This window comes from Streptomyces sp. NPDC054794, assembly GCF_053611585.1.
Map to the genome: position 1 here is coordinate 174601 of NZ_JBSHAQ010000006.1, position 14691 is coordinate 189291.

The 14691-nt window shown below is 71.1% G+C and carries 11 protein-coding genes and 1 pseudogene; 3 read left to right on the forward strand and 9 right to left on the reverse strand.

The window, feature by feature from the left end:
• Nucleotides 1–76 precede the first annotated feature (76 nt).
• From ACWGKT_RS08495 to ACWGKT_RS08515, 5 genes are all read right to left on the reverse strand, one after another.
• Entirely contained in the window at nt 77–1534 is a 1458-nt protein-coding gene (locus tag ACWGKT_RS08495; RefSeq protein WP_453272993.1) for a penicillin-binding transpeptidase domain-containing protein, read from the reverse strand.
• Nucleotides 1531–2892 carry an FtsW/RodA/SpoVE family cell cycle protein gene (locus ACWGKT_RS08500; RefSeq protein ID WP_453272994.1) on the reverse strand — a complete coding sequence of 454 codons (1362 nt, stop codon included), beginning with the start codon at nt 2890–2892 and terminating at the stop codon, nt 1531–1533. The genes ACWGKT_RS08495 and ACWGKT_RS08500 overlap by 4 nt, the downstream gene beginning before the upstream one ends.
• 80 nt (nt 2893–2972) lie before the next feature.
• The gene (locus ACWGKT_RS08505; RefSeq protein WP_453272995.1) at nt 2973–4220 is read right to left on the reverse strand and encodes an ATP-binding protein; all 1248 of its coding nucleotides are present in this window, start codon (nt 4218–4220) and stop codon (nt 2973–2975) included.
• A complete protein-coding gene (locus ACWGKT_RS08510) occupies nt 4217–5020 on the reverse strand; it encodes a hypothetical protein (RefSeq protein ID WP_453272996.1) in 804 nt (267 codons plus the stop codon). Before ACWGKT_RS08510 ends, ACWGKT_RS08505 begins: the two co-directional genes overlap by 4 nt.
• Nucleotides 5021–5138: 118 nt before the next feature.
• Nucleotides 5139–5645, reverse strand: a complete 507-nt coding sequence (locus ACWGKT_RS08515; RefSeq protein WP_356142079.1) for a protein-tyrosine phosphatase family protein — start codon at nt 5643–5645, stop codon at nt 5139–5141.
• A gap of 99 nt (nt 5646–5744) precedes the next feature.
• Here ACWGKT_RS08515 and ACWGKT_RS08520 point away from each other — a divergent pair, with 99 nt between their 5' ends.
• On the forward strand, nt 5745–6548 hold the full coding sequence (locus tag ACWGKT_RS08520; protein ID WP_453272997.1) for a nuclease-related domain-containing protein: 804 nt from the start codon (nt 5745–5747) through the stop codon (nt 6546–6548).
• Nucleotides 6549–6698: 150 nt separating this feature from the next.
• On the opposite strand, the gene ligD is transcribed toward ACWGKT_RS08520, so the two are convergent.
• Nucleotides 6699–7580: a non-homologous end-joining DNA ligase gene (gene ligD / locus ACWGKT_RS08525; protein WP_453272998.1), complete on the reverse strand. Its 882-nt coding sequence runs from the start codon at nt 7578–7580 to the stop codon at nt 6699–6701.
• Nucleotides 7581–7662: 82 nt separating this feature from the next.
• On the opposite strand from ligD, the gene ku reads away from it, so the two are divergent.
• Entirely contained in the window at nt 7663–8808 is a 1146-nt protein-coding gene (gene ku / locus ACWGKT_RS08530) for a non-homologous end joining protein Ku (protein WP_453272999.1), read from the forward strand.
• A 428-nt stretch (nt 8809–9236) separates the two neighbouring features.
• On the opposite strand, the pseudogene ACWGKT_RS08535 reads toward ku, so the two are convergent.
• The 3 genes and pseudogenes from ACWGKT_RS08535 to ACWGKT_RS08545 all read right to left on the reverse strand — a co-directional run.
• Nucleotides 9237–10268, reverse strand: a pseudogene (locus tag ACWGKT_RS08535) (PP2C family protein-serine/threonine phosphatase); the annotation flags it as partial.
• A 277-nt stretch (nt 10269–10545) separates the two neighbouring features.
• Nucleotides 10546–11304: an IclR family transcriptional regulator gene (locus ACWGKT_RS08540; RefSeq protein WP_453273000.1), complete on the reverse strand. Its 759-nt coding sequence runs from the start codon at nt 11302–11304 to the stop codon at nt 10546–10548.
• 493 nt (nt 11305–11797) lie between these two features.
• A complete protein-coding gene (locus ACWGKT_RS08545) occupies nt 11798–11995 on the reverse strand; it encodes a hypothetical protein (protein WP_453273001.1) in 198 nt (65 codons plus the stop codon).
• 425 nt (nt 11996–12420) lie between these two features.
• On the opposite strand from ACWGKT_RS08545, the gene ACWGKT_RS08550 reads away from it, so the two are divergent.
• The gene (locus ACWGKT_RS08550) at nt 12421–14595 is read left to right on the forward strand and encodes a pentapeptide repeat-containing protein (RefSeq protein ID WP_453273002.1); all 2175 of its coding nucleotides are present in this window, start codon (nt 12421–12423) and stop codon (nt 14593–14595) included.
• Nucleotides 14596–14691 lie beyond the last annotated feature (96 nt).

The following is a 14691-nucleotide window of genomic DNA, read 5'->3' on the forward strand; positions in this document are numbered from 1 at the left end:
GGGAACGACGTCCGCAGGGTGAAGGCGTACGGCGTCGGGCCGTAGGTCGGTGGTCCCGGCCCGCGGTCCCCCCGTCTCACAGACCGAGAACCGCCCGCATGACCGCCTTCGCGATCGGCGCCGCGTCCCCGCCGCCGCTGATGTCGCCGCGGTCCGCCGCGGCGTCCTCCACGACCACCGCGACCGCGACCTTGGGCTCCAGGTCGTGGTCGCCCTGCGCCCAGGAGACGAACCAGGCGTACGGCGTACCGGCGTTGCCGATGCCGTGCTGGGCGGTGCCCGTCTTGCCGCCCACCGTGGCCCCCCGGATCGCGGCGTTGGCGCCGGTGCCCTCCTTCACCGCGTCGGTCATCAACTCCCGCATGCGCACGGCCGTCGCCGGGTTCATGACCTGGTGCAGGGGCCGGGAGCCGGTCGTCGTGACGGTCTCGCCGCCCCTGCGGACGGTCCGGTCCACCAGGTACGGCTCCCGCAGCTGCCCGCCATTGGCGACGGCCGCCGCGACCATCGCCATCTGCAGCGGCGTGGCCCGCGTGTTGTACTGCCCGATCGAGGACAGCGCCAGCTGTGCCCGGTCCACCTGGGTGTCGAAGGTGCTTTGCGCGACCGAGAAGGGGATCCGCAGGCTCGTGTCGTTGAAGCCGAAGGACTGGGCCATGGTCGTCATGGCCTCCCCCCCCACGTCCACGCCGAGCTTCGCGAACACCGTGTTGCAGGACCACTTGAAGGCGGTCCGCACCGAGGCGTCCACACAGTCGTCGGACTCGTTCGTCAGCCGCGTCCTCGTGCCGGGCAGGGTGTAGGGGTCGGGGGAGTCGGTGGGCGCGTCCAGATCCTCGACCACGCCCGAGTCCAGCGCCGCCGCCGCGGTGACCACCTTGAAGGTGGACCCCGGCGGATACGTCTGCCGTACGGCCCGGTTGAGCATCGGCTTCTCCGGGTCCTGGTTGAGCCGGGTCCACGCCGACTTCACCGGCTCCCCGTTCCCGGACAGCTCGGCGGGGTCGTAGGACGGGGCGGACACCAGCGCCAGGATGCGGCCGGTCGACGGCTCCACCGCCGCCACCGCCCCCTTGCGCCTGCCCAGCCCCCGGAACGCCGCCTCCTGCGCGGCCCGGTCGATGGTCGTGACGACGTTCCCGGCCTGGCTCCGGGCCCGCGAGACGTCGTCCCACAGGGGCAGTGGCGCCAGCATCGGGTCGGAGCCGGACAGGATGCCGTCCTCGGCGTGCTCCAGGAACGTCGTCCCGTACTCCTGCGAGGCGAAGCCCGTGACCGGCGCGTACAACGGCCCGTTCGCGTACGTCCGTTCGTGCCGGAGCTGCTCGCCGGTGTCCCGGGAGCCGGTCACCGCGGTGCCGTCGACCAGGATGTCGCCGCGCGGCTGCCCGTAACGGGCGATCGTGGGGCGGCGGTTGGCCGGGTTGTCGTCGTAGGAACCCGCCTGGAAGACCTGGACCCGGGCGGCGTTCACGAGCAGCGCCACGAGCAGCAGGGCGCAGAAGGCGATGGCGTGCCGGATGTACCTGGTCATGGCGCGACCTGGCCGTCGTACTGGCTGCGGGCCGAGTCGCTCACCCGGATCAGCAGCGCCACCATCGCCCAGTTGGTGACGACCGAGGAGCCGCCCTGCGCCAGGAACGGCATCGCCATGCCGGTCAGCGGGATCAGCCCGGTCACCCCGCCGGCGATGACGAACACCTGGAGCGCCAGGATCGAGGCGAGGCCGACGGCGAGCAGACGGCCGAAGGGGTCGCGCAGCGCCAGCCCCGCCCGGTAGCCGCGCTCCACGAGCAGCCCGTACAGCAGGAAGATCGCGGACAGTCCCGCCAGGCCCAGCTCCTCGCCCGCCGTCGCCAGGATGAAGTCCGACTTGGCGGCGAAGCCGATCAGGACGGAGTGGCCGAGGCCGAGCCCCGCGCCCAGCACCCCGCCCGCCGCGAAGGCGAACAGGGACTGGGCGAGCTGGTTGGGGCCCAGGCCCGCGTCGATCGTGGCGAACGGGTGCAGCCAGTCCTGGAACCGGCTGTGCACGTGCGGCTCCAGCCAGCCGACGGCCACCGCGCCGAGCACGGCGAGCAGCAGGCCGACCGCGATCCAGCCGGTGCGGCCGGTGGCCACGTACAGCAGCACCACGAACAGGCCGAAGAACAGCAGCGAGGTGCCGAGGTCCCGCTCCAGGACCAGCACGCCGACGCTGATGAGCCAGATGGTGACGATGGGTCCGAGGACGCGGCCGGTGGGCAGTTGGACGAACCAGACGCGGCGGCCCGCGTAGGCGAGCGCGCTGCGGTTGGCCGCGAGGTAGGCGGCGAAGAACACCGCGAGCAGCAGCTTCGCGAACTCGCCCGGCTGGATGGAGAATCCGGCCACGCGGATCCAGATGCGGGCCCCGTTCACCGCCGGGAAGAGGATCGGGAGGGTGAGCAGGGCCAGTGCCGCGACGACGCAGACGTAGGCGTAGCGCTGCAGGACCCGGTGGTCGCGCAGGGCCAGGACGACCACGATGAACAGCCCCACGCCGAGCGTGGACCACACGAGCTGGGTCGGGGCCGCGCGGGCGCCGGGCGTCTCCAGGTCGAGCCGGTAGATCAGCACCAGGCCCAGGCCGTTGAGCAGCACGCCGATGGGCAGCGGCAGGGGATCGGCGTACGGGGCCCGGACGCGCACCGCCACGTGCGCGAGCAGGGCCAGCACACCGAGCCCGGCGCCGTAGCCCAGGGCGCCGGGCGGCACCGCGCCCGCCTTCGCCAGGCCCACGGCGCAGTAGCCGTACACGGACAGCAGGACGGCCAGCACGATGAGGGCGAGTTCGATGCCACGGCGCCGGGGGAGACGTACGGCGGGCGCGGTGGTCCGCGCCGCTGCCACGGTGGTTCCGGCCTTGGTCATGTCCGGAACTTACCTAAATGGGGCGGCTTGTATGCCTCGCCGCAAGCGCCAGCGTGGCGCGCCCTCGGACGGGTCCGCCGCTAGCAGTCCTCCTGAGGCAGCGTCAGCGTGGCCATCGCACCGCCGTCGGCGGAGTTCGCGAAGGTCAGCCGGGCGCCCAGCACCTCCGCCTGGCCGAGCGCGATCGTCAGCCCCAGCCCGTGCCCCTTCGCCCCGCCCTCGGTGCGGAAGCGCTGCGGTCCGTGCTCCACCAGATAGTCCGGATAGCCGTCCCCGTGGTCCCGCACGGTGACCACCGGCCCGTCCACCGTCAGCACCACCGGACTCCCGCCGTGCTTGTGCGCGTTGGCGACGAGATTGCCGAGCACCCGCTCCAGCCGGCGCCGGTCGGTCTCCACCCGCGCGTCCCGTACGACCCGCACCTCGGTGTCGGTCCCCGACGCCCGCACCACCCGCCGGGCCAGCGCGCCCAGCTCCTCGGCGTCCAGATCCAGCTGCTCCCGGCCGGTGTCCAGCCGGGAGATCTCCAGCAGGTCCTCGGTGAGCGTGCGCAGCGCCGCCACCCGGTCCCGCACCAGTTCCGTCGGCCGGCCCGGCGGCAGCAGCTCGGCCGCCGCGTGCAGCCCGGTCAGCGGGGTGCGCAGCTCGTGCGCCACGTCCGCGGTGAACCGCTGCTCGCTCAGCAGCTTGCTCTGCAGGCTCGACGCCATCGAGTCCAGCGCGGCGGCGACCGCGGCCACCTCGTCCGGCGGGCGGGTCGTGTCCTTCGTACGGGGATCGTTCACGCGGGCGTCCAGATCGCCCGCGCTGATCCGCCGGGCCACCCGCGCCGTGCCGTGCAGCCGCCGGGTCACCCGGGTCACCGCGAACGCGCCGACCAGCAGCGTCGCCCCGATCGCCAGCCCCGACGACCACAGGATCGCCCCGTCCAGCCCGGCGATGGTGCGGGCCTGCTGCGAGTAGTCGATCTCCACCGCCAGCGCTCGGCCGCCGTCGGCCGGCCCCGCCGCCCACATCGTCGGCCGCCCCCGGTACGTGGCCACCATCGTGCCGCGCTCCCCGGTCAGGGCCAGCTTGCGCAGCGGCGCGGGCAGCTCCGCCGGATCCACCCGGGCGCCCGGCAGCAGCGCGTCCCCCGCCTGATACGCGTCGGTCACGTCCGCCAGGCGGTCCAGCGCCTGGTCGCGGGCCTGGCCGACGGTCTGGTCGGTCACCGACACATGCACCAGGACGCCGAGCAGCGCGGCCAGCGCGCAGCACATCACCGTGATGAACGCGGCCGCCTTCGCCGCGAGCGTCCCGGCCCACTGGGGGAGCGGGGGTCTCATCGGGGACTCGTAGAGGAAGAGGCGGAAGAGGCGGAAGAGTCGGAAGAGGCGGAGGAAGCGGAAGGGGAGGACGAGGCGGACGCGCTCGGTGCCGGCGAGTGCCTGGACTCGCCCGTGCGCAGGAACTCGTCGCGGGAGAACACCATGGCCCGCTGGTCCGGGTCCCAGGCCCAGGTCGTGCGGTACTCGTAGCCGGAGGTCCCCGCCGGGGAGCGGACGATCACCGAGCGGCCGGCCAGCTCGACGCCGAGGACCGCGTCGTCGTTGGCCATGACCTGGACCAGCCGCCCCGACTCGAAGGTGTACACGCGCACGGCCGTCTGATTGGTGGGGTACAGCCGGAAACCCAGGGTCATGTCGTCCCGGCCGTCACCGGTGAGGTCCCGGTAGTACGGCCGCAGCAGCGGGCACTTCGCGCGGTCCCCGCCCCGCTCGCAGTCGTCCAGCCGCCGGGCCGTGCCGCGGTACGCCGCCTTCGCGCCGTCGTAGTCCTCGGGGTGCGCGGCGATCTCGGCCCGGACGACGGCGACGGGATCGACCTTGTGGATGTCGTCGTCCGGAGCCGTGATCCCCTTCACGGTCTCCGTCTCCCCCTCGTCGTACGGCCAGGCCGGGCTGGACGCCGGCCGCAGATCGGGCCACAGCTTGACGGGACTGACCGCGGTGGGGGTCGCGCCGGCGCCCTGCAGCCCGCCCGTGTCCCCGCAGGCCGCCGCCGTCAGCGTCAGCAGGATGACGGCGACGGCGGTGCGGGCGATGCGGGGGGTGCGGTGGGTGCGGGTGGGACGGCTGACGAGCACGTGACTCCTGTGGCCTGAACGGTTCGGTGGCCCCACCCTATTCGTCCGGAGAAACGGTTATCTCGCTACTCGCTCGGGTGGGTGACGCGGCGGATGCCGGGGGCCGGACCGGTGCCCCTCATTCCGCCAGCTCCTCCAGGAGCCGGGCCGTCGACAGGCCCGCGCGCAGGTACTCCACGAACAGCTCGTTGTGCAGGGCCCAGGGGGAGCGGCGGGACCGGATGAGCCGGATCGCGTCGTCGGCGGGGCGGCCGCGGCGGATCAGGGTGTGCGCCACGACCAGACCCGAGCGGTTGTAGCCGTGATAACAGCGGACGAGCACCTTGCGGCCCGCGTCCAGCGCGTCGCCGGCGGCCAGGGCCAGCCGCATCACCCCCGCGAGCTGGGTGCCGTCCAGCGGGCCGTCGGGAATCGGCCACACGTGATGCTCGACGCCCGGGTCGGGCCCGTGCCCCGGGAGCCTCAGCAGCGTCTGCACAAGATCGAACTCATCCCGTACGACGGCCAGTTCCAGCTGTCCCGACTGCCCGGCGAACTCGTGCCCACCCATCCACAGACCGGGCACGATCTCACTCCACGGACTGCCCGGAGCCGGTACGTCGGGCTGCTTCCTGCGGGTCCGCAACGACGCCTCCCCAACTCCGCCACCCAACCGCTCTCAAAGGTAACCGGGTTCTTGCCCCCGGAGCACCCCGCCTGTTCCCATGGTCGAGGGGTGATGGCAATGAGCGGACTGCGCGTCGTTCCGGCCTGGCGGCACGGCCGGGAACGGCTGTACGTCTGCCGCACGGACGGCAGGAACGTCGCCTGGTACGACCGTGAGGCGGCCCGGGTCAACCTGCTCAGCGACGATCGCCGGGAGGACGTACTGGAGGCGCTCGGCCCCTTCCTGACGGGCCCGGTGACGGTGGGACCACCACCGGTGCCGACCCCCGCCGAACTGGCCCGCCTCTCCCTGCACCCGGACGACGACCTGGCGCCCAACCGCCCCGGCGAGGCGCTCCTGATCGCCCTCGACCGGGACCCCGGCCCCGCCCACCGGCTCCGCCCCGACCCGCGGCGCCGCGCCCTGCTGGCCGAGCAGACCGTGGGCGAGGCGCTGGACCGGCTCGACGGCGTCGGCTGGCACACCCTGCACTCCCTCCCGCTGCCCGGCGGCGACCGCATCCACCACCTGCTGATCGGCCCCGGCGGCCTGTACGCCGTCCACACCCTCTACGCCCGCAAGCTTCGGGTCCTGGTGGCCGACCCCATGGTCACGGTCGGCCGCCACGAGGCGCGTCCGCTGCTGCGCCGCGTGCGGGCCGACGCCGACCGGGCGTCGTACGCCCTGACCGCCGAGGTCCACCCGCTCCTCGCCCTCGCGGGCCCGGCGACCCTCGTGACCAACGCCGCGCCCCGCGAGGTCCGCGTCCTCCAGGACACCGAGCTGCCGGGCCTGGCGCGGCTCGGGGGCGTACTGAAGCCGGCGGACGTCGAGGCGCTGCATGCGATGGCCCGGGATCGGAACACGTGGTCGCGGGTGTGAGGGGCCGGGTGGCTGGGGTGGCTGGCTGCGTGGCGTGAGGACGCCGGCTCTGTCGTGTGCCGTGAGGGTGCCGGCCGGTGCCGGCCGGTCTGCCGTGTGCCGTTCCGGGGGCCCCGTGTGCCGCTACGGCACCGCGCTCGCCCCCCGCGTCTACGGCAGCGTGCTCGCCCGCCCCCCGTCCAGCAGCGGGGCCAGCAGGTCCCCGTAGTCCTGCAAGCGCGCCCCCACGTCCCCCGCGCGGAACACCAACTGCCCCGCCCCCCGGCACTCCTCGACCTCCTCCCAGGTGACGGGTGTCGACACGGTCTGCTCCTCCCGCGCCCGCACCGTGTAGGGCGCCGCCGTGGTCTTCCGCGCGGCGTTCTGGCTCCAGTCCACGAACACCTTCCCCGGCCGCAGACTCCGCGTCATCCGGTGCACCACCAGCCGCGGCATGGCCCGCTCCGCCGCCACGGCCAGCCCCTTCGCGTACTCCGACACCCGCTCGGACGAGGCCCCCCGCACCCCGGCCAGCAGATGCAGCCCCTTCGCCCCGGACGTCTTCACGTACGCCTCGATCCCGTCCCCCGCCAGCCGCTCCCGCAGCCACAACGCGACCTCGCAGCAGTGCACGACGGTCGCCGGAGGGCCGGGATCAAGGTCGAGGACGAGCCGGTCGGCCTCCTCGGGCGCCCCGACCACCCACTGGTGCGTGTGGAACTCGGTGACGAGATTCGCCGCCCACATCAGCGAGGCCAGATCCTGTACGAGCACCATCCGCGCCGGCCCCTCCGAGCGCGGCACCTCGGCGGTGGTGACCCACTCGGGCGTACCCGGCGGCACGTTCTTGGTGAAGAAGACCTGCCCGTCCGGCCCGTCCGGGTAGCGCAGGAAGGACACCGCCCGGTCATGGAGGTGGGGGAGCAGCGCCTCGGCGGCGGTGGCGTAGTAGTGCAGCAGCTCGCCCTTGGTGAAGCCGGTCGCCGGATACAGCACCTTGTCCAGGTTGCTGAGCGCGACCCGGCGCCCCTCCACCTCTGTGATCGGCGTCATACCATGAGAATCCCATGGAATAGCCTCTGATCATCTGAAAACAGCTGATATCAGGACGATGTTGATCGGAAAGGTGCTGCACGTGCGATCCATCTGGAACGGTGCCATCTCCTTCGGCCTCGTCAGCATCCCGATCAAGCTGGTGAACGCCACCGAGAGTCATTCGATCTCCTTCCGCCAGATCCACACCGAGGACGGCGGCCGCATCCGCTACCGCAAGGTCTGCGAGTTGGAGGACCGCGAGGTGAGCCAGGACGAGATCGGCAAGGGGTACGAGGACGCGGACGGCACGATCGTCCAGATCACCGACGAGGACCTGGCCCACCTCCCGATCCCCACCGCCCGGACGATCGACATCGTCGCCTTCGTCCCGGCCGACCGGATCGACCCGCTCCAGATGGACGCGTCGTACTACCTCCAGGCCGGCGGCGCCCCGGCCGCGAAGCCGTACATCCTCCTGCGGGAGGCGCTGAAGCGCAGCAACAAGGTCGCCATCGCGAAGTACGCCCTGCGCGGCCGCGAGCGCCTGGGCATGCTCCGCGTGGTGGGCGACGCGATCGCCATGCACGGTCTGCTGTGGCCGGACGAGGTCCGCGCGCCCGAGGGCGTGGCCCCCGACGTGGACGTCACGGTCCGCGACAAGGAACTCGATCTCGCGGACGCCCTGATGGACACCCTCGGCGAGGTCGACCTGGCGGACCTGCACGACGAGTACCGCGAGGCCCTGGAGGAGGTCATCGCCGCGAAGGCGGCCGGCGAGGCACCCCCCGAGGCCCCGGCCCCCGCGGCGGCCGGCAAGGTGCTCGACCTGATGGCGGCCCTGGAGAAGAGCGTGCGCGCCGCGAAGGAGTCCCGGGGCGAGGCGGCGGAGCCGGACGCGGCGGCGGAGGCCGAGGTCAGACCGTTGTCCCAGCGCCGTACGACCACCCGTGCCACTCCGAAGGAGACGGGCGGCAAGAAATCGACGTCCGCGGCGAAGAAGGCGGCGGCGAAGAAGGCGACCGCCTCCACGAGCAAGTCGACGGCGAAGTCCACGACGAAGTCGACGAGCAGGGCTGCGGGGAAGTCCGGCGCCGGGGCGGGCACGGGATCCGCGTCCGCTGCCAAGAGCGTGTCCAAGAAGGCGACGACGGCGAAGAAGGCGACGGCGAGCAAGGCGACGGCGGGCAAGACGACGGCGAGCAAGACGACGGCGAAGAAGGCGACGCCTCGCAAGCGGACGGCCTGACGTCCGGATGCGGACCGGCTCCGGTCGGCTGATCATGAGAGGCGTGGCGTCCGAGCATCCGGGACGGTCCACAATCCGCCGCGGGCGGGCGCGATCCGGTCCGGCCCCAGTCGGCTTCACCCCATCCCTCTGGGCCGGAAACCCCTGATCGCTCCGCCCGCGACGGACGTCGACGCGACCTCCTTCGCGCTAGCCCCCAAGCAATATCTGCGTCCCGGTCCCCCCGGAGCGACCGGAGCGACCGGAGCAACCGGGGCGAGCACGGGACGGAGGCTGCACGCCCCCTCCGCGACGCGCCCCGCGGGGCTCGCGTATTCGTCGCCGTCCTCCGCGTATTCGTCGTCCTGCGCGTACTCGCCGTCCTGCGCGTACTCCACGGCCTCCGCCTGCTTCGCGTCGGAGGCCGCCGGGTCCTCGCAGCCGCTGCCCACGACCACGTCGGCCACGGCCGGCTTGCGCAGCAGGAGCAGCGCGGCGTCGTCGTGCAGCCGACCGCCCACGTGGGCCAGCAGATCGTCGTGCAGCGCGGTCAGGGTGCGCCCCGGCTCTTCGCAGACGTGCCGGGCCAGCCCCGAGGCGAGCGGGTAGAACTCACGGCCGTGATCGCGGGCCTCGGTGACCCCGTCCGTGTAGAGGAGCAGCTGGTCCCCGTCGGAGAAGGGCAGTATCTGCAGACGCGGGACCTCGCCGGACAGGGCGCGCAGCCCGAGCGGCGGGGCGGGACGGGTCGGCTCGACGGGCACGACATCGGAGCCGCGCACCAGCAGCGGGGGCGCGTGGCCGCAGTTGACCATCTCCAGCCGCCCCGGACTGGGGTACCCGGCGACCACGGCGGTGACGAAGTCGTCGGGGCCGAGGTTACGGGCGAGGCTGCGCTCGATCCGGTCGATGACGGCGAGAAGATCGGGCTCGTCGTAGGCGGCCTCGCGGAAGATGCCGAGCACGAGGGCGGCGGTGCTCACGGCGGGCAGTCCCTTGCCGCGCACGTCGCCGACGATCAGCCGGACGCCGTACGGGGTGGCGACCAGCGCGTACAGGTCGCCGCCGATGCGGGCCTCCGCCGCGGCGGCGCTGTAGCGGACGGCCACCTGGAAGGGGCCGACGGCCGCCGGTACGGGCTTGAGGAGCGCGTGCTGAGCGGCCTCCGCGACGGACCGGACGGCGGCGAGCACCCGCTCGCGGCGCCGGCGCAGCATGCCGGCCAAAGTGCTCGCCAGGGTGACGGCCACGAGGGCGGCCACCAGGACCGCCAGATTGCTGCCAGGAGCGTTGTCACGGATGCCGATCACGGCGCCCAGCGCCGCGGCGAGCAGCCCGACGCAGAGGACTCCGCGCGGCCCGTTGGTGGTGGCGGCCAGCGCCGGACCGGCGGCGAGCAGCGGCATCCAGGTCATCCCCGTACCGGAGACGATGTCGACGACCACGACGACGGAGACGATCAGCACCGGAAGCACAGGCATACCGGCCGCCAGCTGGGCGGCGGTGCGTTTCCGGGCCGCCGCACAGGCGCGCGCCGACGCGATGTTCGTACCTGCTCGCTTGCCGAACGGCTGTATCAGTGGGCCGTGGCCACCGTGGTCTCGGTCCTTGCTCATGTCTGGTCCGCAGTCCTCACCTGTGCGCGGGCGATGCGCTCCGAAATGTCCGATAAATTCAGGTAAGAGGTTCGCGGCGACTCTCTCAAGGAGAGGATTTTCAAATAATGAGCAGCAGGCCTCTGACCAGGTGTTTTTTTGCTCACCCGGTGAGCGAAAGGCTCCTGGTCACGCGGTTCGCGGTCGAGATCAGCCGCAACCGGACCTCCTCCAGCCGCGAGGCCCGGTCGGCGCGCAGGGAGACACCGAGCGAGCCGAGGGTGTCTCCGCGGTACACGGGTACGGCGACGCAGACGGTGCCCAGGGAGTACTCCTCCAGGTCGGTGACCGCCGGGGCGAGGGGCTCGGTTTCGAGCCGCCGGAGCAGTTCCGGACGATCGGTGATGGTCCGCGGGGTGAGGTCGGCGAGGGAGTGCCGGGAGAGGTAGTCCTGGCGGGCGTCCTCGTCCAGCTCGCGCAGCACGGACTTGCCGAGCGCGGTGGCGTGCGCGGCGTCCTCGAACCCGACCCACAGATCGACGCGGGGAGTGCGGGGACCGTCGACGATCTCGGCGACCCGGATCTCGCCCTCCTCGTAGAAGGTCAGATAGGCGGCGGTCGAGAGTTCGTCCCGCAGCGCGGCGAGCGTCGGCCGCACCCGGCTGAGCAACGTCTGCCCCTGCCCGGCGGCGTGCAGCGTCTGCACCTTGTCCCCCAGGACGAACCCGCCGTCGTTCAGCTTCCGCACATACCCGTCGTGCACCAGCGTGCGCAGCAGGTGATAGGCGGTGGCCAGCGGCAGCCCGGTCTCCCGCGCCAGCTGCTTGGCCGGCGACCCGTTCTCATGCGCGCTCACCGCCTCCAGCAACCGAAAGGCCCGCTGCACGGAGCTGATGAGCGTGGGCCCGGAGTGAGCACCCATAGAGTCAGGGTGCGCCGGGCCCCGGCCACAGGCAAGACAGACGGGGTGAGCTGGGCGGATGCCCGACGCGGGGCGCGCCGCACGACTTGCTCGTACCTCTGGGGCGACTTACCTCGCCGAGGCATGGGAGCCTGCGGTCTGTAACCGCTCGATAACGACCGGTGTGCCCGTCGGGACGTAGCTCTATATTCCGATCATCTCGTATCGGAAGACCTGAAGAGCGATCTACGAGGACAGAATGAGTGGATCAACCGGCCCTGGGTTTTGGGCTCTTCAACGGCAGGCCTGGGGAACTCTCCCTCGAAGAATCGTTCGACTGTACAGGGCGCGCTTACGTGCCAGCCTGCTGGTGACGGTTGCGGCGCTGGTGACCATTGCACTGGGTGTTCTTGGTCTCCGGGGTTACATCAACGGATGGCTCCATGAAGATGATATTCGTATTACGTCCCTCGATGACAGCAAGGACGTGCCTGTCGCTCGGTGCTTGCGCACGTTACGAGGCGTGGGGCAGGTGTCGGAAGGTCACCACCTTTGGATTGCGGTGCAATTCCCGAGAGATGATGACCGAATCGTCTTCGCGCTTGAAGCGGAGCGACACAACGGCAAGTGGCGCGCTGATGATCTGGACATCGGCGGGGAGGACGGCGGAGGCCAGACTTACACGATTGCCGCGGTCGACGTCGATGCGCAAACCAATCGGATGCTCACCACAGCAAAAGTCAATTTGGACGGCACTACTGGTAGGACTCTTCCCCCCGGGGAAGACCTCTGGCGATTGTCGTTCTTGACGTACCCCTCCGGCGCTCGTCCCCGAGCCGATGTCAGTGTCACGCGGAGTACCACGGAACGGCTCTCGTGCGACCAGGCATCTGGGGCCGGCGGTTGACGCGGACCGATGGGGTTGCCGCAGTCCACAGCTCCTCCGCAGCTCCGGAGCGGCACGATCGCCGGGGGGTGAGGGCGCGGGAGGTAAGCCGCGACCGCCCGGCGCCCATCCCGCCGGTCCTGATCGCCATCTCCGGGTGCACCTGAAGGCGTTCAGCACGGCTGAACGCCTGGGTGCCCATCGCCGAGGTGGCCTGCCCGGCGGGTGCAGCATGTGGCATAACGTTCTGCATGGTCACTTCACTGCGCCCGTCCTGGCGGCACTGCGCTCTCGGCGCCGACTCCGCCGATCCGGTGGGATGCCGAGGCATCAAAATACCCGGACACGACTCCTGTCTGACGCACCTCGGCTCCGCTGATCGTGCCGGCTATCTGGCCGCTCTGCGCCCTGGCACCGATCTCGACGTCCGCGGTACATCGTTATCCTCGCCGCTGCTCGATGACCTGCTCGACGCCGTGCGTGACCCCGGCGCCGACGACCGTCCCGTTCTTGGGACGACCAGGTTCGACCATGTCGCCTTCGGTGGAACCGCCAAGTTCGACGGTGTCCACTTCCGTGGCGATGTCCGTTTCAAAAATGCGGTGTTCACCGGTGACGCCTGGTTCGAGGGGACTACCTTCTTCGGATCGGCTCGCTTCAGCAACACGCAGTTCGAGGGGGACGCCCAGTTCAACCGGGCGCACTTTCATGACGCGGCCCGCTTCCACGAGACGGTCTTCCGCAGGGGCGCTGGTTTCGGCGGGGTGCGTTTCGACGATGACGCGCTCTTCGCCGAAGTTTCCTTCTCCGGAAATTCCAACTTCCACCACGCGAGCTTCGGCAGCACCTCCCGGTTCGTCAACACCACTTTCTGCGGCGGCGCGTCCTTCGCTGAGGCGTCCTTCATCGGGAGCGCCGGATTTCCAGGGGCGAGGTTTTCTGGCGCAGCCGGATTCAACCAAGCTCAGTTTGCGGCCGATGCCGACTTCGGGGGGGTCATCTTCGCCGAGGACGCGAACTTTCAGTGCGTAGTCTTCGACGGTGCCGCCGAGTTCAGTGAGGCGGCGTTCTCGGGCAAGACCTGGTTCGAAGAGGGGACCTTCACCCAAGTCGCCGGGTTCGGCGGCGCAACCTTCTCCGGCGACACGATGTTCGGGAAGACGATATTCCATGCAATCGCGGCATTCGACCGAGCGCGGTTCGGCGCAACGGCTGCCTTCGACCGGGCGCGTTTCGAGGCCGCGGCCGACTTCTCCGCGGCACGATGCCTCGGCGACGCCTCGTTCAACGCGGCGGAATTCCAGGCTGTGCGTGCCTTCGGGCCTGTGACCTGTACCGGCAGGCTCAACCTCGACCAGGCCACCTTCACCGCACCGGTCACCGTACAGGCCGGCGCCGTACAACTGTCCTGTGTCGGGACACGATTCGAGGGGCCGACCACACTGCGGGTCCGCTTCGCCGCAGTGGATCTGTCCGAGGCGGTACTGACCCAGCCGATCTTGGTGACCTCCACTCGCCAGACGCAACTGGAACCTGGCGAGGCACTGTTGGCCTTCGGTCGCGAGGTAACCGCTTCGGTGATCTCCATACACCGGGTGGACGCCGCGCTGCTGATGCTGAGCGACATCGACCTCAGCCGCTGCGTCTTCGTCGGCGCCCACCACTTGGACCAACTGCGCCTGGCGGGCGAGTACGACTTCGCCGGCCCGCCGCCCGGCCTGCGTTGGGGACTACCGGTGCCGGTGCGCTGGACCGCCCGCCAGGTGCTCGCCGAGGAGCATCACTGGCGCAGCCTTGCCCTCCACCGGCCCGCCGCTCGCGAGGGCTGGATACCCGGCCCGCAGGGCATCGCCCCCGACCCTGCCCCGGTGCCCGGACCGGCCACGTTGACAGTGCTGTACCGGCAACTGCGTAAGGCCTTCGAAGACGGGAAGGACGAACCCGGCGCCGCCGACTTCTACTACGGCGAGATGGAGATGCGCCGACACGACCGCCGCCGCACCCACCGCGCGGAACGCAGCTTGCTGCACGCCTACTGGCTGTTGTCCGGATACGGATTGCGCGCCTCCCGCTCCCTTGGCTGGCTCATCGGGACAATGACCGCCACCATCCTGGCCCTGATGCTGTGGGGACTTCCCAACGCCGATGCCCAGTCTTTGATCACCGGCACTCAGCCCCCGGCCGGGCAGCATGTCGCGCTCACCGTCGAAAGCCCCGACCCGACCCTGACCGGGTCCCTGGCAGACCGGATATCCGGCAATCGTGCCGAGCAGGCGCTTCGGGTTGTCCTCAACTCCGTTGTCTTCCGCTCCAGCGGGCAGGGCCTCACCACGGCCGGCACTTATATCGAGATGACCAGCCGCTTCGCCGAACCCACCCTCTTGGCCCTGGCCGTCCTCGCCGTCCGCAGCCGCGTGAAGCGATGACTTGCCCGAACGGAAACATGCGCCCCCGGGCGCCCCGAGTGTCCGCGAGACGGACCGGTCGCCGCGCCGAAGCCGTTCAGATCGACGAGAAGAGAG